15 protein-coding genes and 4 pseudogenes are annotated in these 17,990 nt (G+C 60.6%); 10 read left to right on the top strand and 9 right to left on the bottom strand.

Features of this window, described 5'->3' with window-relative positions; all coding sequences use genetic code 11:
- Positions 1–10 precede the first annotated feature (10 nt).
- From NKH90_RS08735 to NKH90_RS08715, 5 genes are all read right to left on the bottom strand, one after another.
- The gene (locus NKH90_RS08735) at positions 11–1,012 is read right to left on the bottom strand and encodes an ABC transporter substrate-binding protein (RefSeq protein ID WP_502893732.1); all 1,002 of its coding nucleotides are present in this window, start codon (positions 1,010–1,012) and stop codon (positions 11–13) included.
- Positions 1,013–1,237: 225 nt separating this feature from the next.
- Positions 1,238–1,969, bottom strand: a complete 732-nt coding sequence (hutC, locus tag NKH90_RS08730) for a histidine utilization transcriptional repressor HutC (protein ID WP_352502138.1) — start codon at positions 1,967–1,969, stop codon at positions 1,238–1,240.
- Between the two features lie 31 nt (positions 1,970–2,000).
- On the bottom strand, positions 2,001–3,023 hold the full coding sequence (locus NKH90_RS08725) for a zinc-dependent alcohol dehydrogenase (RefSeq protein ID WP_352819155.1): 1,023 nt from the start codon (positions 3,021–3,023) through the stop codon (positions 2,001–2,003).
- Between the two features lie 15 nt (positions 3,024–3,038).
- Positions 3,039–4,361, bottom strand: coding sequence for a histidinol dehydrogenase (hisD, locus tag NKH90_RS08720; protein ID WP_352502137.1), 1,323 nt, complete (start codon positions 4,359–4,361; stop codon positions 3,039–3,041).
- A gap of 80 nt (positions 4,362–4,441) precedes the next feature.
- Positions 4,442–5,215, bottom strand: a complete 774-nt coding sequence (locus tag NKH90_RS08715) for an SDR family NAD(P)-dependent oxidoreductase (RefSeq protein ID WP_352473450.1) — start codon at positions 5,213–5,215, stop codon at positions 4,442–4,444.
- 221 nt (positions 5,216–5,436) lie between these two features.
- Between NKH90_RS08715 and NKH90_RS08710 the strand changes: the two genes are divergently transcribed.
- Positions 5,437–7,476 (top strand): N,N-dimethylformamidase beta subunit family domain-containing protein, encoded by a 2,040-nt coding sequence (locus tag NKH90_RS08710; RefSeq protein ID WP_352818835.1) that lies wholly within the window; start codon positions 5,437–5,439, stop codon positions 7,474–7,476.
- Positions 7,359–7,727: pseudogene (locus NKH90_RS08705) on the top strand (hypothetical protein); the annotation flags it as partial. The gene NKH90_RS08710 and the pseudogene NKH90_RS08705, both read left to right, overlap by 118 nt.
- A gap of 1,190 nt (positions 7,728–8,917) precedes the next feature.
- On the opposite strand, the pseudogene NKH90_RS08700 reads toward NKH90_RS08705, so the two are convergent.
- Positions 8,918–9,811: pseudogene (locus NKH90_RS08700) on the bottom strand (NAD(P)/FAD-dependent oxidoreductase).
- Between NKH90_RS08700 and NKH90_RS08695 the strand changes: the two are divergent.
- Together NKH90_RS08695 and NKH90_RS08690 are read left to right on the top strand one after the other, a co-directional pair.
- Positions 9,810–9,998: a hypothetical protein gene (locus NKH90_RS08695; protein ID WP_352818832.1), complete on the top strand. Its 189-nt coding sequence runs from the start codon at positions 9,810–9,812 to the stop codon at positions 9,996–9,998. The pseudogene NKH90_RS08700 and the gene NKH90_RS08695 overlap by 2 nt on opposite strands.
- Positions 9,999–10,099: 101 nt before the next feature.
- Entirely contained in the window at positions 10,100–10,750 is a 651-nt protein-coding gene (locus NKH90_RS08690; protein WP_352818829.1) for a TetR/AcrR family transcriptional regulator, read from the top strand.
- Between the two features lie 649 nt (positions 10,751–11,399).
- Here NKH90_RS08690 and NKH90_RS34800 read toward each other — a convergent pair.
- From NKH90_RS34800 to NKH90_RS08670, 3 genes and pseudogenes are all read right to left on the bottom strand, one after another.
- Positions 11,400–11,564: pseudogene (locus NKH90_RS34800) on the bottom strand (GMP synthase (glutamine-hydrolyzing)); the annotation flags it as partial.
- 260 nt (positions 11,565–11,824) lie between these two features.
- Entirely contained in the window at positions 11,825–12,247 is a 423-nt protein-coding gene (locus tag NKH90_RS08675; RefSeq protein ID WP_352819153.1) for an NAD(P)H-dependent oxidoreductase, read from the bottom strand.
- Positions 12,248–12,754: 507 nt separating this feature from the next.
- Complete coding sequence (locus tag NKH90_RS08670) at positions 12,755–13,651, bottom strand: LysR family transcriptional regulator (protein ID WP_352502130.1); 897 nt, start codon at positions 13,649–13,651, stop codon at positions 12,755–12,757.
- 276 nt (positions 13,652–13,927) lie between these two features.
- Here NKH90_RS08670 and NKH90_RS08665 point away from each other — a divergent pair, with 276 nt between their 5' ends.
- The 6 genes and pseudogenes from NKH90_RS08665 to NKH90_RS08640 all read left to right on the top strand — a co-directional run.
- On the top strand, positions 13,928–14,662 hold the full coding sequence (locus tag NKH90_RS08665) for an SDR family NAD(P)-dependent oxidoreductase (protein WP_352473458.1): 735 nt from the start codon (positions 13,928–13,930) through the stop codon (positions 14,660–14,662).
- A 62-nt stretch (positions 14,663–14,724) separates the two neighbouring features.
- Complete coding sequence (locus NKH90_RS08660) at positions 14,725–15,324, top strand: NADPH-dependent F420 reductase (protein ID WP_352818826.1); 600 nt, start codon at positions 14,725–14,727, stop codon at positions 15,322–15,324.
- 3 nt (positions 15,325–15,327) lie between these two features.
- Positions 15,328–15,834 carry an SRPBCC domain-containing protein gene (locus NKH90_RS08655; protein ID WP_352450990.1) on the top strand — a complete coding sequence of 169 codons (507 nt, stop codon included), beginning with the start codon at positions 15,328–15,330 and terminating at the stop codon, positions 15,832–15,834.
- 34 nt (positions 15,835–15,868) lie between these two features.
- On the top strand, positions 15,869–16,681 hold the full coding sequence (locus NKH90_RS08650; RefSeq protein WP_352818823.1) for an SDR family NAD(P)-dependent oxidoreductase: 813 nt from the start codon (positions 15,869–15,871) through the stop codon (positions 16,679–16,681).
- Between the two features lie 3 nt (positions 16,682–16,684).
- Positions 16,685–16,797, top strand: a pseudogene (locus tag NKH90_RS08645) (alpha/beta fold hydrolase); the annotation flags it as partial.
- Between the two features lie 693 nt (positions 16,798–17,490).
- A partial coding sequence (locus NKH90_RS08640; RefSeq protein WP_352818820.1) for a transposase occupies positions 17,491–17,990 on the top strand: 500 nt, incomplete at its 3' end.

Genomic DNA, 17,990 nt, shown 5'->3' with positions numbered 1-17,990 from the left:
CCGGCCCTCGTCATTTCGCGGCCTTGACGAATGACGGGTCGATCATCTGCTCCGGCGTCACGTCCGCCTGAAGCAGCCCGGCGTTCTTGGCCGCTGCCTCGACATCGGCGAATGTCTTGGTGGAAAATTCGCCCGTCAGCGCATCCTTGTTTTCGGCGAGAGTATAGTAACGCACGCCATCAAAGGCGGTGTTGAGGTCTTCGACGCTCGAACCAACCGCCTTGGAGATGATCGCCCGGCCGTCGGGCGTGTCGGCATTGTAAGCCTTCAGGGCCGCATCCCAGGTTTTGATCATGGCAAGCACCTGGCCGGGACGCGACTTGATCACCTCATCGCGCACCACCAACACGTCACTGATCAGGCCGGGATCTTCGCCTGCGGTGAAGAGCAGCTTGACGTCCTTGTTCTGTGCCCTGGCCGCGGTGAGATAGGGCTCATAGGTAACCGCGACCGGGACCTGGCCGGCGATCAACGCACTGCCGGCATCCGCCGCCGGCATTGGAACCGGCTGGACATCGGCGATGGACATGCCGTTCTTGGCGAGCGCGTATTTGAGCAGGATGTCGCTCGTCGTGCCTTCCTCGAAAGCCACCTGTTTGCCCTTGAGGTCGGCGACGGAGGCGATGTCCTTGCCGGCGATCATGGCGTCCGCCGTCATGCTGACGTCGAGCAGAAGCACGATCTTCACCGGCAGGCCGGCCGCAACCATGCCCATAGCCGTGTGGGTCGCGATGTTGGCGGCATCGAGCTGGCCGCTCGCCAGGGCGGCGTTGATGTCCTTGTCCTCGGCGAAGTTCACGATCTGCACGTCGGACAGCCCGTTTGCCTTGAACAGACCCTTGGCTTCGGCGACGTGCCACTGGCCGTAGCCAAGCCATGGCTCGATGCCTATCTTGAATGTTCCTGCCTCAGGCGTCGCCGGAATTGTCGTGTCGGCCGCGTAGACCGCCGGGGCAAACCCGACGGCAGCAGCCATAACGAGTGCCCGAAATTGTCCTGCTAGGTTACGCATCATCTTGTTCCCCTTGATGATCAGGCCGCTTTTTTGAACCAAACATCCGGCCTGGTGAGAATGCGGGCTTCTGCTCTTGCGGCACCGTGCCTCGGCATCTTAGCTGTCCGTTCAACGAAAGTGCGACGACACTTCAACGTCAGCAACAGCGGATGTCAAGGCTAAATACATACATGCATATACAAGTTAGCCCGCTCCTTCCGACTCTGATTCGCTTCACTGCGATCAGGTTTTTTTGGATGGAGAATATCGACTGCCAAGCGAGTAGCGGCTGCCAACGTAAGTCAGCTTGCTGATCGTGGCAACGACGGCGCCCGTCCATGTCCGGCGATGCAGAAACAGGCAGCAGCTGCCGACGTCGATGCCCAGATACCGCGCCGTCTCGGCATCGGCAGGGGTCGCCGAGATGATGTGCTCGACCTCCGTCACGGGGGTTTTCTGCATGAGGTAGTCGTAGGTCGCTGTCTTGGAAAAATCCTGCTTGTCATAGTCGGGTATCAGGCCCGGGTTGACGAAGCGCTCTTCCAGTTGCACAGGCAGGTCGTTCTCGAAGTTGACGACGATGGAATGATAGACCGACACGCGCTTTGCAAACTCAAACGAAAGCGCGAGCTCCTTTGTCGGCGTGATCTTTTCGAGGACGATAACCTCGGAGCGATGCCTGTTTCCCCGCGCGACAATTTCCGCCGCGATGTTGTTGATCTCGATCAGTGCGGATTGCGGTCGAGGCGGCGCGATGAATGTGCCGACGCCCTGGAGCCGGATCAGAAAACCCGCAGAGGTCAACTCCCGCAAGGCACGATGGACCGTCATCCGAGACACGCCGAGTGTCGCCACGAATTCATTTTCGGACGGCAGCTTGCGGTCCTTGCTCCATCGCCCCGTTCCGATATTCGTCAGGATGTAGTCCTTGACCTTCTCGTAAAGAGGGCTGGCGGTGTCGGGCAAAGTGATCATTACAAAAATCCTTTCCGGCAAGGTTCGGAAATCACACGCGCCCGGCAGACCGCATCCGGATGATTGTTTTCAAGCCATCGCCCTGTCCCGCCAACAACCGCTTATAGGCTGCGGGAACATCATCCAGGCCGATCTCCCGGTCGATCAGTTCGACCATGGGCTCGGTCAATTCGCCGAGCATCCGGATGGCGTCGGGAAGCTCATCGGCAAAGGCGTGGCATCCCAGCAATGCGATTTCGCGTTCAACCAGGCTGTTGGGATCGATATCGAGGCGGCCGTGGAATATGCCGACCATCGCAACGGTGCCGCCGGCGTCGAGAACGCCGAGCAACTGGCCGAGTGCTGCGATGCTGCCGGTCGCTTCGACGGCAGCGAGCAAGGGGGCATCCGCGGTGGCGGCGGCGATGGCGTTCCGGTTCAAATCGACGATGCTGGCGCCGGTGACCCGCGCCACGCGGGCGCAGCGGCCCTGATTGCGGTCGGCGACGAGCACGGTACCTGCGAATGTCCGGGAAAGCAGCAGTGCGGCAAGCCCGCCAATGGTCCCGCAGCCGACGACAAGAACGGAACCGGCCGTTTTCGGCAGACGCCGCACTGCGTGCAACGCTACAGCCAGCGGCTCGGCCATCGCCGCGACCCGTTCGTCAAGCACGGCATCGACGATGTGCAGGAGGCGTGCGGGCAGGACCGCCTGTTCGGCAAATCCGCCGTCGCATATCTCGCCGACAAAGCCCAGCGACGTGCAAAGATGCCGCTTGCCTGCATGGCATTGCGCGCATTCTCCGCACCAGAAACGGGAATCGGCGACCACTCGGTCGCCAACACCGACGGTATCCACGCCCTCGCCGATGGCAATCACCGTGCCTGTCAGCTCATGGCCGGCCGTGGACGGCGATCGGCTTATCCATTGGCCCGTGCGGAAGTTGTGGAGATCGGAACCGCAAATGCCTGCGGCATCGACCCTCAGCTTCACCCAGCCTGGCTCGGGAGCGCCTGGCGCGGCGATATCCTCGACGCGCAGGTCGCCGGGTCCATGGAGCCGCGCCGCCCTCATCGTCATCGTTTCCGCTCAGCCGGCGAGATAGCGATCGCGGATCTCCGAAACCGCGTTCTCATGCGAGCTGAATCCTTCGTAGCGGGCGAGCCTGCGGGCATGCAGGGCGAGTTCCGGATAGGCCGCCGAGGTCACATAGCCGACCGACGATCTCTTGACGAAATCCGTCACGGAAAGCGGTCCAAAGGTTCGCGCCCACCGGCTGGTCGGCAGCACCGCATTGGGTCCCAGGACGAAGTTGGCGAGGGTCACCGGCGTATGCGGACCCATGAGGATCTCGGCAGCTTCCGTGATACGTCCGAGATGCGCAAATGGCTCCGCTGACAGAATCTCGAGGTGCTCCGGCGCATAGTCGTTGATGAACCGGTAGCTGTCCTCCAGCGACTCGGTCAGCACGATGCCGCCGCGCTTCCCAGTCAGCACCGCGCGTGAGAACTCCACACGCTGTTCGCTCATCCTGGACCAGTGTTCCGGTATCGCAATCAACGCGGCTTCGGCGACCTTGCGGCTGTGCGTCACTAGGTAGGCCGAGGAATCCGGCCCGTGCTCGGCCTCGATCAACAGGTCAAGAGCGGCCAAGCCGCCGTCGACGCTGTGATCGGCAAAAATGATCGCTTCGGAAGGACCGGCGGGGAGACCTGTGTTGATGATCGGGGACAACACGCTCTTTGCCGCCACCACCCAGGGGCTCCCCGGCCCGACGATCTTGACGGCAGGCTTCACGGTCTCGGTCCCATAGGCGACGGCGGCGACCGCATGGGCGCCGCCGCACTTGTACACGGTCTCCACGCCGGCGATGCGGGCAGCAACCAGCGTCGCGGCGTCGACGGAACCATCCGAAGTCGCAGGCGTCACAATCGCGATCTGGGGAACCCCGGCAATCACCGCCGGAACCGAGGTCATCATCGTCACCGAGGGAAAGGCGCCTTTGCCGCGCGGCACATAAAGCGCAACGGAAGCAATCGGTGTGTATCGGTCACCCGCATAGGCGCCCGGCCGAACTTCCTTGAGCCACATCGTTTCCGGGCGCTGCTCCTCGTGGAAATGCCGGATGTTCTCAATGCCGAACCGGATACTCTCCACGACATCCTTTTCGACCTTGTCGAATGCCGCGTCGAACTCCGCTTCCGAAACTTTCAGTCCACCGTCGGCAACATCGGCTTTGTCGAGTTCGCGTGCAAACCGGAGCAGTGCCGCGTCACCTTCATCCTTGACGGCCTGAATGATTGGACGGACCTTTTCGATGAAGGAAGACAGATCTCCTTCGGCGCGTTTCAGTAAACTGGCCCGCTGATCGACGCTGAGGGATGACAGGCGGTGGAAGCTGACGTCAGACATGGCGGCTCCTTTTGTTAGAACGCAATTACGATTAGCGCTTGTCGATCACTTCTGGGACACGTCTCCGGCCCCTGAAGCCTTCAAATCGATGCGAGAAAGCCTCCATCCACGGGAATGGACTGGCCGGTTATGTAGGCTGCCGCATCCGAAGCGAGGAACACCGCGATTCCGTGCAGGTCCGAGAGATCACCAAAACGGCGCTGCGGAATCTTGGCGAGCATCGATTGCTGCCATGCCTCGTTGCTGTAGAACACGTCTGTCATCGCTGTTCTGAAATAGCCAGGCGCAATGGCGTTGACCCGGATTCCGAGATCGGCCCACTCTGCAGCAAGCGCCCGCGTCATGCCGAGGAGGCCTGATTTCGACGAGCCGTACGGCACCGCCGTGGGAACCCCAACCTCGGAGGTCAGCGAGCAGAGATTGATAATGACGCCGGGCCGTCCGGCGTCTCTCATCTGCCGCGCGGCGGCTTGGGCGCAGAAGAAGGCGCCTTTGAGATTCGTATCGACAATCCGGTCCCACAAGGCCTCGTCGACATCGAGTGAAGGCCGGACCTCTTCCACCCCCGCATTGTTGACGAGAATATCGAGACCTCCGAGCAGGCTGCCGGCCTCGGCTGTCGCCGCCCGGCAGCGGTCGACATCGGTGACATCCAGGGCGACGGCGTGCGCGACCCCGCCGGCGGTGCGGATGGCGGCCATCGTCTTCTCGAGCGAGGCCACGCTGCGCGCCGCGACCGCGACGTCGGCGCCGGCCGCGCTGAGCGCCTCGGCGATGCTGCGCCCGATGCCACGGCTTGCGCCGGTTACAAGCGCCTTCCTGCCTGACAGATCGAAGAGAGATGCGTTGCGCATGTCATCCTCCTTGGTAATGTCGCGCTTGGACCGATCGCGTCGAGACTATCCGAATGCAGCTTATCTATACAAGCATGTACATCATGGCTGTAGTGCGCCATGCGGAACTTTGCTTGTCAGAGCGGCAGCGCATTGACCGACATCGGACCGGTCTACGCGGTTCGCCCCATCTGGAGTTCATCGGGAGGGGATAGATGAAGCGCGCAGTAGACCACGACGCGATGAGCGTGGTCGGCTATACCACCCCCTGGAGTGCCAAAGCAGGCCAGCGGATCAACCTCAGCCTGTCATGCGATCGGCCGATAAAGGCCACACGAATTTGCCGGCTCGACAAGCCGGCTCCGGAATTTCTCGCCTGGCCCATCGAAACGATAGGTGAAGCACGGCATCGGCATTTCGACCAGGGGTCGTTCCTGTTCGTGCGAGCCGGCGAACTGGCCAAAGTACAAGCCGTCCACGTCATACGTTTTGAGCTGTTCCTCACGCGCAACGAAGGTGCGCGCACGATCCTGGAGGCAGGCGCCCTCGGGCTGCGCCTCCGCGACGGCGCATTTGTCGTGAAAATCGGTGACGAAACCTTTGTCGAGAAGAAGGCGCCAACTGGTGTGTGGCTCACCGTCGAGTTGGACCTGCGGCAGGAACAATCGCGTCTGCGCATCAAATCCCATGACCGTCTCGCGCCTTACGAACTCCATGAAGGTTTTGGCGGCCCGGCGCGGAACCTCCAGGCGCACGGCATCCATTTCGGCGCAAGTGCCACCAACCACGAACCTACCCTCAACGCGAAATTTGCTGCGATCCGGCTCGACACCCCACACGGGACCATTGCCTGGGATTTCCCGACGCTGTTACCAACGCAGCCGATCCTGTCGTCGGGCGGAGCAGATCCGTTGCTCCTCGACGTGATCAATCAGCCAGCCTTCTGCGTGACTTCGGCACGCTGGGACGGATCGAGCTTCGAGCCTCGCTTGGTGCCGTCGCACTACGACGCTATCCATTGCCACGACGACGATATCGGCCCGCTTGAGTGGCCGGCATCGCACCGCGCGACGATCCCTGAAAACGCACACCCAGGCGTCTACGCGTTCCAGGTCGAATGGGAGGGTGGCTACGAACGCGTGGTGTTCTTCGTCACCTCTTCACAGGTTTCGTCGCCGCTGTTGTATCTCGTGCCGACGGCCACCTATCTCGCTTATGCGGACGAATATCTCCCGGATCATCTTTATGAATGGAAAGGCGACGACCGGGGACATCGCTTCGCGATCGCCAACAATCTGAAATCCCTTTACGACTACCATTCCGACCTTAGCGGTGTTTCCATCTGCTCCTACAAAAAGCCGAAAGTGACGCTCAGGGACGATTACGATTATCCGCTCTGCGGCTGCCCACACAATTTGCCGGTCGATCTGCACTTCCTCCGATTCTGCCACGACAATGGAATCGTGTTTGACGTCATGACCGATCACGATTTGCACGAATGCGGCATAGACGGTTTGCGTCGACATCAAGCCGTCGTCACCGGCAGTCATCCCGAATATATGTCGATCGAGATGGAGCAGGCGCTGCGGCAGTTTGTGGCCGAAGGCGGCAGCATCGCCTATCTCGGCGGAAACGGCTTTGCTGCCACTGTGGCTTTCAAGGACGACCTGATGGAGTTGCGGCGCTCGCCGCTGGAGGCCGGCCGCACCTGGGACGGCCCTGTCGCCGAACAGGCGCTGTCGATCACCAACGAACCAGGCGGCTATCTCCGCTGCCGCGGCCGAGGCGAATTCTCGCTGATCGGCGGTGCAATCTCATTGATGGGTTTCGATGGCGCACGCCCCTTCACGCGCACTGAGGAAAGCCATGAAGCAGGATGCGCATGGCTGTTCGAAGGCGTTGAAAATGCGACCTTCGGCACCGACGGCATGGTGCTGGGCGGTGCCGCGGGCTACGAAGTGGATGCGACGTATCCAGCCCTCGGCACTTCCGCTGACACCGTCGTGATCGCGCGGGCGACGGGATTTCCCGACAGCTTCTTCCAGGATCCGACGCGCTGGTATGAGGGCGGGGATAAGCAACGCATCGCCCGCCGCTGCGCCGAAATGACCCTGCGAAAGCTCGCAGCAGGCGGCTTGATCTTTTCCGCAAGCTCGGTTGCCTGGTGCGGCGCGCTGCCAGCCGCAGGCGCCATGAACGATGTCGGCAGGATCACGCTCAATCTGCTTACCCGCCTCGGTGCGACGAAAGGAGAACCAGGCCGAGAAAAATCGATAAGCTGATTGGCGCCGTTACGGAAAGACCCGTATCCGGTCTTGGGAAATCAAATCAGTCGGCGTGCACCGGCTTCGTCTCACATGCCTCTCGCCACCTGGCGGACGGCAGTTGCCTCAGCCGCAACCAGCCGGCGAAATTGCAGCCCGGTGGTGAAAGTTGGGCGGAGGCCTATGTGGCGAGCGGTGACTTGGCGGAGGAAGTCGCGAAGTTGAAAGCCCAAGAGGGCAAGCCGATCATCGCCCACGGCGGAGTGAGCTTCGCCCGCAGTCTCGTCGCCCAAGGACTGGTCGACCAGCTCGCCCTGATGGTGGCCCCGTGGCGCTGGGCAAAGGCCTGCCGCTGTTCTCCGAACTCGCCGCGCCGATGTCTCTCAAGCTGGTGAGCTCGAAAGCCTTTCCGGGGGCCGCGGTGGCGCAGATTTACCGGCCAACGTGAACAGGTCAGAGAATGTGTGCAGCCAACGAACCGACGAAGTAAGGGCGAGGTATAAATGAATGCGATCCCTTCGGATCGTCGTCGATCGATAGGAGCCTGTGCATGGCGAAGCTTGTGTTCGGAATGATGCAGTCGCTCGACGGCTATGTCGCTGGCGCCAAGGGCGGGCCCGGGCTGCCGATGCCGGGCGAGGCGCTCCATCGCCACTTCAACGCTGCGTCTCGTGGCCAGCGACCGGGTTGGCGAGGACGCGATCAGAGTGACGTACGTTCCCCGCCTGATCACAACCCACCCGACACCCTAACGTCCGTCGGACCGAATTTGAGCTCATTCCCACTCGATTGTTCTAAATCTAGTTAGGCCATTGATATAGCTAGGTTTTTTATTCGTTGCCGCGCAAGAAGCCGACCCATGGGCCGTCAAAACGTTACAGTCTTGATTTCAAATGGAAAAATAGCACGAAAATTTTTTGTGCGGTTTTGGCATCTATCGAAGTCGATCGCCTTTCCCGACCCACTTTGGGCAACTCAGGTGGGTTTCACAGCGAACCAAGAAAGTACCGTCACTAACTTTCATAGCACAGCGCGCCACAACGCGACCCGCCGCGGCAGCGTCATCCAAGCGCCATCCCTCTCCGTTTGTAGGTGAACTGGATACCGCTGGCAGTGCAAACTGGACACTCCCGGCAGCATAAACTGGACACCTCAAGACCCACCCGCTCCGAGGACGCGACAGCACGGTTCAAGGTGCAATGTCGCGCCCTCCACTTGCTGAACTTCTTCCCGGAGGGGGCCGGGGGAGGTTGAATAACCTGTGGAAAGCCTGTGGGTCTTTTTGGGACCGTTTGCGGACCGGCCTGAGCCTAGGAATCGTTTTGCTCAACTGCCCCTTCGAGACGGCTGACCGGCCAAAGACGTCCCTCAGGGGAGAGGGGCCCCGCGTTCCGTGGCACCGGCCCGCAACCTTCAGAATATGATAGCCCGCGGCAACCGGAGAAGGGAATCTGTGCTCTCAAACCAGCATCGACTGCTGGGCGGAGATACCCGCCGTCGCGCCATGCGATGTTGCCAGGGTGACCGAGGCCATGAGGGGGTTGGCGAGGTCGCCGGCGGCGTAGATGCCGGGAATGCTAGTTTCGCGGCGCTCGTCGACCTTGAGGGCGATGCCGAGGGGCGTATCGACCGTGGCGAGGCCCAGTGATTCATGCAGGCTTGCGGACGGCTTGTTGCGCGGATGGGCGAACAGGATGTCGACCGCGACATTGCGGCCGGTATCGAGATTGACGGTGGCGATATGGCCCCCGTGATGGGCGATCTCGGTGATCCGGCCATCGACGACAGGTATGTTGCGGCGCGCCAGATCGGCCCGGATATCGGGTGGAATGTCGTGACCATCGGCGAAGAGCGTCAACGTGTCGGTCCAATCGTGGTACAGCCTGACATAATTGTGCGACTGCGGGCCGGACCAGACGAGGCCCCAATGCTGGCCGGCGGCTTCAAAGCCGTCGCAATAGGGGCAGGGTACGATGGACGTGCCCCAGCTTTCGGCAAAGCCCGGAACATCAGGCATCTGGTCGGCGACGCCATAGCTCAGGATCAGGCGCCGCGCCCCAAGGCTTTCGCCATCGCCAGTGAGGACGGAGAAATCGTCGATGGCGCCGGAGACGCTGTCGGCCCGGGCACTGACCAGCCTGATCGTGGGTTAACGCGCCAGCTGCTGCCGCGCCTCGGCCAGGATGTCCAGCGGTGGCCTGTGATCGTGACCGAGCAGGCCATGCGAGTGGCCGGCGAAGCGATTGCGCGGCAGGCCGGTATCGAGAACTGTGACCTTGCGGCGGGCACGGCCGAGCTGCAGGGCGCCGGCGAGACCGGCAAAGCTGCCGCCGATGATGATGACGTCATCCATGGTGATGGGCTCCGTGTTGTTGATGGAGGGGAGTGGGCTGGGCCTGGCGCGAAATATCGTCCAGCGATACGCGCTCGAGACGGGCAGCGAGCAGGGCTTCGGCATCGGCGAGAAAGACGCCCATCACTGTGTTGGCCGGCCGGACAATGCCGCATTCGATATCGCCGGGCGGCCCGGGGAAACTTGATTTGGAGGACAGGTTGAAATCCACCCGCTAGCTTGCACATTTCGGAAACTACATGGTATCGTAATTCAAGAATTAGGATACTGTCAAGGACTGGAATTGTCGTGACCGAAAACAGCCAGGGCCGGCGCGGCCGGCCCGCCAACGAGGCGCTTGGCCAAACGATACTCGACGCCGCTTGCGAACTCTTTGTGGAATTGGGTTTTCAAGCGACGACATTGGACAAGGTCGCCCAGCGGGCGAAGATATCCAAGCTCAGCATCTATCGGCACTTCGAGAACAAGGAGGCGCTGTTCAGCGCGGCCATCGCGGCCGGCTGCCATCAGTTGTTTGCACCACAGGCCCTTCTTGAAGACGTCGACGGTTCGGTCGACGATCAGCTCATGGCGGTGGGATCATCACTGCTTCGCACGCTGTTGAGATCAGACGTCCGCAGTGTCGAAGCCATGGTCATGGCCGACAAGACGAATCAAAAGTCGTTAAGCAAGCTCCATTACGAAGCCGGCCCCGCCCATGTCATCGCCCAAATCGAGGCCCTGTTGCGCCAGCTGCACGCGAAGGCGGTTCTGAACGTGCCCGATCCTCTCCGGTCCGCCCGCTTGTTTGCCGCGCTTTTCAAAGGATCCGATCTCCTGATTATCGCACGCTTCGATCAGGCGAGAGCAGAAGACGACAACGAAATCGAATCCTATTGCCGGTCGGCCGTCGCCATGTTCATCGCCGCGCACGGTGGCAACGACCACGCGGGCGGATAAGCATTTGATTGCTCCGGGCAGCTTGGCCGGGACCGTATCCAGGCGCTTCGTCATATTGGGCCGGCGCGCGCGGCCGAGCTTGCACAGATCGCGGCACCTCATCTTTCTCCCAACGATAAAAAGACGCTCGCATCTACCGCGGTCCAAGCTCCCGCCTGGATGCGGTCGACGCTTCTCTCCATCGCAGATCCGGCAGCAGTCGGGACAACATTTGATAGGTGATGCGACGGTGCCATCCGACCATATGCTATCGGGTCCGGAACATCGATCGGTACCGCAGCCAAAGCTGAAACTATGTATGTCGATAACTAAAGTACCGTCAGCGCAGAAATGTCATGCTACGGGCAATTTTCGTTATATTTCAAAGCGTTGACGCACAGAAAAGTACCGTCAAATCCCAAAAACGAATGACGGTACTTTTTAGAATGCTCTGTCGGATACGAAAAGTACCGTCAAAAGTACCGTCAGAGTGATCTGCTACAAGCTGGGAGCCGCGCCAGGCGCTCCGATAAACTTAACGATTTCAAACGACTTGATAGGTTTGTCAATTCCATTGATAAGGTGCCCTGGCTAGCAGTCTGCCCTGCCCGCAAATCATTGTATTTTCTGCGAAATTCTACGCTAGAGCCGCCTATCATCGCCGTTTCCCTCACTCCCACTCGATTGTGCCTGGCGGTTTGCTCGTCACGTCATAGACGACGCGGTTGATGCCGCGCACCTCGTTGATGATGCCGGTGGCGGCTGCGCCCAGGAATGCCATGTCGTGACGGTAGATATCCGCGGTGCTGCCATCTACCGATGGTGATGCGCGTACATACCGATAAGGGCAGCGGTCACGAGCCGCGCTGTCCCCACGGGCATTGCTCTACGTGCGCCCTTCAAGGAAAAGGAGCATTGTGACGGGGCTTAGCTATAGACGCTGTAGCGTTGATCTAATGCGATTTATCGCAGCATCGACGCCTTGCCTAGGCAGACTTTCAACCTTGTAAAATGAAAGGAACGTAAGCGAGGCTTGAGGAGCACAGGTATTCAGAATAGCTGTCTTGAGAACACGCCGCACTGGCCGCCTGAGGATCAGCCAATCGACCCACCAAGGTGAGCCCAAAGTTGTATTGCAACCACCTTCCTTAACTGGCGAAGTCGCGGTTGTATGGCACCAAGATCGGCTGCGTGATCGTATGCAATACCAGGCACCCATACCCTGTCGAACCAGCCCTTCAATATAGCTGGAGGTCCGAACCACCACGTGGGAAAAATCAAGACGATAGTCTCGGCCCAGAGAAGATCCTCAATCTCTTTAGCTACCTCTGTGGTCTCGAATCCGGAATAGTAGCTCGCACGCTCCGCCGGTGTAAGAGCCGGGAAGAAGCCAGATCGATACAGATCAACATGTCGGCACTGGTGCTTCGCATCCACCAGGGTGTCGATAGCTGCGTTCGAAAGCGTTTGGCAAAGGCTTGGATTGAGTGGATGAGCCGTGACAATCAAACATCGCATACTAATATTTTGAATCCTCCCCAATTTGGTTGCGCTGCGCGTCATCATTCGTGCGGCGCGGTTCGGGCGAAGCTTCTCATACCAATCATGGGATTTCGAAATAGCTGTACGCGCCACAGTCTTCAAAGAGCAATTGTTTTTTCAACGCCGAGAATGGCCCTTCTCGTCGCCTTGAGGGACTAGAGGCCACCATGCAAGGACAATCGCCTACATCTGCCGGGGTATTATCGCTTCCGCCACTCTGCTCTCGGCAGCTCGCTAAGACTCCCCCTCATTCCCACTCGATGGTTCATTGCTATGGTAACTCGCTGATTTGGCATCGCAAATCCTTTGCGCATGACAAAGAACCCTCTTGCGATCCGTCAGAAATTTGCGCTCTTGATTTCAAACACCAATTTCGACGGTCCACGATTTGCTCGGTTTCGGCGACTATCGGTATCAATCGGTCGATTTCTTTCTGACGGCCGTCGACCGCTCGAGACAGCGCCATCGGCGACCTGCCAGGCGTCAGTCACGCGATATGGACAGCCCCGCGAGAAGCGGAGCGTACGCGGCGAGCCTGCGGGATACGAACTCCGTGAAGAGCCGCACGCGCTTCGTCTTGCGTGTCTCCCCCTGTGTGAGAAGCCAGAGCGTTCCGTACATGTGCAGGTCGGTGCCCGGCACCCTCGCCAGCAGGGGGTCGGCATCGCCGACGAAGCAGGGCAGTGTCGTGATCCCGAGCCCTTGCCGTACAGCAACGATCTGCGCCTCGGCGTCCGTGGTCCTGAAGGGAACCGCCGTGGTGCGAACCTCACCCTCGCTGGCCCATTCCGGAATTCCATGAATGCTTATGACGATCCACCGGATGGGATCAGGTGCGCCCGCACGCCACGCGGCTAGTCGATCGCAGGACATATAGACGCCGCCGAACAGCTCCGGTCCCTTCAGGCCGTGAAGATTGAGCGGCAGGGTTTTGCGGTCGTAGACGACGCGGATCGCGACGTCGGCCTCTCGGTTGGTCAGATTTGCCAGCTCGCCGGACGACAAGATTTCCATCTCGATGTCCGGATGCAGACGCGCGAAGTCGGCGAAGTCCGGCATGAGCAGGTGTGTCGCGAGGGGCGGTGCCAGCGTCACCCGCAGAAGCCCGCGCACGCTCTGGTCGCGCCCGAAGACGCGCGTCTCCAGCAGGTGCGACGACACTTCCATCTGGTCCGCGAACTCGAGGACCTCCTCGCCCGCAGTCGTCAGGCGGTAGCCCGAAGGCAGCTTTTCGAACATGTGCACCCCGAGGCGTTCCTCGAGCTGGGCGACACGTCGCAGCACGGTCGAGTGGTTCACACCGAGGCGCTCGGCGGCGGCCCGCACCGAGCCTCCGCGCGCGACGGCAAGAAAGTAGCGAACGTCATCCCAGTCGATCATGGTGCAATCCGGCACCGCGCGGTGCGCCTTCCAAAGCCCGTATCTAACACATCGAACAGCAGTACGGGCGGTCATCATAGCCTATGTCGACGCGCGCGGCTCAATTCCGAACGGCGGACGCCGATCGTCGCGGCTGGCGTCAGTCGTCCAGCCGGATCGATTTCGCACCACCGATGTGCGCGCTTCCGCACTCAACAACTGACGCCGGCGGACCCATTTCGAGGTTCTCGGGGGTGTCCCCGCACAACCAAAGGCGAAGGCCTGGAAGGATAAGTCATGGGAAAGCTTGAAGGGAAGGTTGCAGTCATCACCGGCGGCGCTACCGGCATCGGCCGCGCCGCAGCAAAGCGCTTCATCGAGGAGGGCGCCTTCGTTTTCATCTTCGGCCGTCGGCAGGAAGCGCTCGACGCCGCTGTGGCCGACCTCGGGCCCAATGCCCGCGCGGTGAAGGGCTCGGTCTCCGATCTGACCGACCTCGACCGACTTTACGCTGCGGTGAAGGCCGAGCGTGGAACCCTCGACATCGTCTTTGCCAATGCCGGGGCGGGAAGCCAGCTTCGGCTCGGCGAGATCACCGCCGAGCACATTGACGAAACCTTCGACACCAATGTGAAGGGTACGATCTTCACGATCCAGAAGGCGCTGCCGCTGATGAGCGAGGGCGGTTCGATAATCCTGACCGGATCGAGCGCTGGCACCACGGGCGCCCCGGGGATGAGCGCCTACAGCGCGAGCAAGGCGGCAGTGCGCAACCTCGCGCGGACCTGGGCGGAGGACCTAAAGGGCACCGGCATCCGGGTAAACGTGCTGTCGCCCGGGGCCACTGCGACCGAGCTAGCGAAGGAAGCGCTAGGCGAGGAGGGCCAGAAGGTCTTCGCCTCGATGACTCCGCTCCAGCGCATGGCCGATCCGGCGGAGATCGGGGCGGCGGCGGCCTTTCTCGCGTCGTCGGACAGCAGCTTCATGACTGCCAGCGAGGTCGCCGTTGACGGCGGTCTTGCGCAACTCTGACGCGCTAACCCAGCGCCGTTGAAGGCCGGGGAAATCAATACCAACACGGATCGGAGAAGATCATGAGCTACGCAATTGTAGGATTCGGTAAGATAGGCCAGGCCCTCGTCCACGCCTTCGCCCGTAAAAACATCGACGTGGCCGTCGCGAGCCGCCGACCGCCCGAGGCGTTGGCGCCGCAGGCTCGGGCGATTGGACCCACGGTAGTCGCCAAGTCGCTGCGGGATGCACTCGAGGCCGACACAATCATCTTGGCAGTCCCGTTCGGGGAGCATCGCGAGGTTGCGAAGGCTCTGCCGAGCTGGGAAGGCAAGACAGTCATCGACGCGATGAACGCGTTTCCAGTGCCTGAAGAGCTGGACGGTCTCCCATCCTCCGCCGTCGTCGCGAAGGCGTTCACCGGCGCCAAGCTCGTCAAAGGGTTCAATCATTTGGGTGCGGCCACTCTGGCTGCCGATCCGATCGTCCAGGGCGGGCACCGTGTCGTCTTTCTGTCGAGCGACGACGAGGACGCGACCGCTCCCGTGGCGGCCTTGGCCAAACAACTCGGGTTCGCACCCGTCAAGCTGGGAAAGCTCAACGAGGGTGGCGCGCTGGTGCACGCGCGCGGCCGCACTTGGGGCCAGCTCATCTTCCAGGATTTGTTCAAGAAGGAGCAGTAATCGATGTACGACCATGTGACTTGGCCCGAGCGATATGATCCGAAAACGTCGGCCATCTACGCACTCAACGACATTGACGTGAAGGCGCCGCCTGAAGCGGTCTGGAAGCTGCTCGTCGAAGCCGAGAATTGGTCGAGCTACTTTCCCGCCGAGGATCAGGTCAAGATTCTGACGGGGGAGCCGGAACTGGCGCTCGGAACGCGATACAGCCGTGTGACGGTTGGATTTCCGATGAGTCTGGTCGTGACGGAATGCGAGCCCCTTCGCAGGCTCGCATGGGCGACGACAGTTGATGGCGACGAGACCGGCTCAAGCGCATACCATGGCTGGGTCATCACGCCTACGGACCATGGCTGCCATGTGCTGACCGAGGAAACGCAGCAGGGCCCCTTCTTCCTCGATGAACTCGGGCGCAAACATCCCGGCGCACTCTATCGGTATCACCAAGACTGGGTCGAAAGCCTCGCCCACGCAGCGGAGGCGGAAACAGCGAAGACGACAGTGGATTGATTGCGCTTCCTGTTTAATTTTGGAGATGAATGAGATGAATATCGAACTCAAAGGCCGCAAGGCCATTGTTACCGGATCCACCGCCGGTATCGGCCGCGCGACGGCGGAGGGGTTGGCACGTGCCGGTGCATCGGTCGTCGTCAACGGCCGTGGAAACGCTCGGGTCGATGAGGCGGTGCGGCAGATGCGGCAGGCCTTCCCCGGCAGCGACATCTCGGGTATCGCCGCTGATCTTGCGACAGCGGAGGGGGCAAAGGCCTTGATCGCGCATGCGCCTGACGCCGATATCCTTGTGAACAACGTCGGTACAGCACACATCCGGAGCTACAACGGCGTCCAGGATATCGCAAATATCCCCGATGAGGACTGGCTTGACCTCTTCCAGTTGAACGTAATGAGTGGCGTGCGCGCGAGCCGTCATTACCTGCCGCGGATGGTGGCGACAGGCTGGGGCCGCATCGTGTTCATAAGTAGCGAATCCGCAGTCAACATCCCTAAGGAAATGCTCGACTATGGCATGACCAAGACCGCTCAACTCGCAGTCTCACGCGGGCTTGCCGAGGCGGTCGCGGGCACGGGCGTCACCGTCAACGCCGTCCTGCCGGGACCTACCCGCTCTGAGATCCTGGGCAACTTCATGGCGAAACAGGCTGACGCAAATGGAATCACGCAGCACGAAGCCGAGCAGGGCTTCCTGCAGGCGATGCGTCCGACGAGCCTCATCCACCGCTTCGCGACCACCGATGAGGTGGCCAACATGATCATCTACACATGCTCGGAGCAGGCTTCGGCGACCACCGGCGCGGCTTTGCGGGTGGATGGTGGCGTGGTCCGCTTCGTCGCGTAGCAGGACGACCAAATTGTGCCGTTCGCCAACTCGGGTCCGCTGTCGGCCAAGCTGCTGAAGCATGGCACGCTTAAGTCTACAGGGATCTGGCGCACGGCATGCGCACGGTCCACGCATTGCGGGAGCACTCTGAAACTATGCGAGGCACGAGAACGTATTCAGCTACGGCGCCGTCCCCGCTGTGCTCGGCGGCCGTGCGCTCGTCTCGTTGGTCCCGCCCCGGGGCTTAGACCATGATACAAATCCACGGAACATGATGTCTATTGTCCGAGGAATTGGATCGGCGCTCCGATCCCAATCCAAAGCATGTGCTGTGAACGGCGCGGTGGATCGATCCCTTTGAGCATCCCTACACATAATCGAAGGTCTATCGCCGACCTGCAAAACGGCTGCTTGTTCTTGCAGAATCGCCCGCGAACTATCGCCTCCTATCGTTGACCAACAATTTCCGAATATATCCGACAGTACTCCAACCTACTCTACCGCACGCCCCCCTCACTCCCACTCGATTGTTCGACGGACCATAAGCAGCTGATTTCGCTCGAAATTTCTCGGTTTAGATGACAATAAGCCGACATGGGGGCTGTCAAAAATCTACGCTGTTGATTTTAAACAGATTTTTCACTGAATATTTTTCGCATGGTTTCGGCATCTATCGAGGTCGATTGCCTCTGAGAACCGATTTTTGATAGTGTGCTGAAGGTTCTGCAAAAAGTTTTGGAGAGAGAACGGGGCTTGCTTTGAGGGGCGAGCGGCCATGGCACGGTGGTGACGTTGCGATCACCGATTCCCGTGGAAGGGGAAGTGCCATGACCAATCGAGACGTTAGACTGAGCAGAGGCGAGTTGAAAGCGTTGCTGTTGTCGGATGAGGACGGCTTTCGCCAGGCATTGCAGAGTGTCGTGCAGGAGGTTCTTGAAGCCGAGATGACGGAGGCGATCGGGGCCGAGAAAGGCGAGCGGACGGCGGAGCGGACGAGTTACCGGTCCGGCTATTACGAGCGCAAGCTGGTGACGCGGGTCGGGGTGCTGGAGCTTCGCGTTCCGCAGGATCGGGCTGGCCGGTTCTCGACGGAGTTGTTTGAGCGCTACCAGCGTTCGGAGAAGGCATTGGTGTCGGCGCTGGTCGAGATGTACGTGCAGGGCGTTTCGACCCGCAAGGTGAAGGCGGTGACGGAGGAACTGTGCGGCCACTCTTTCTCGGCCTCGACGGTGAGCGAGGCGACGATGCGGCTGGATGAGGCGCTCAAGGCGTTCTTCACGCAGCGGCTCGAGGAAAGCTATCCGTATCTCATCTTGGACGCGCGCTA

The organism is Mesorhizobium sp. M0898 (assembly GCF_040319695.1).
Taxonomy (GTDB): Bacteria; Pseudomonadota; Alphaproteobacteria; order Rhizobiales; family Rhizobiaceae; genus Mesorhizobium.
The sequence above is the reverse complement of the archived record's forward strand: the minus strand, read 5'-3'. Positions and strand labels throughout refer to the sequence as shown.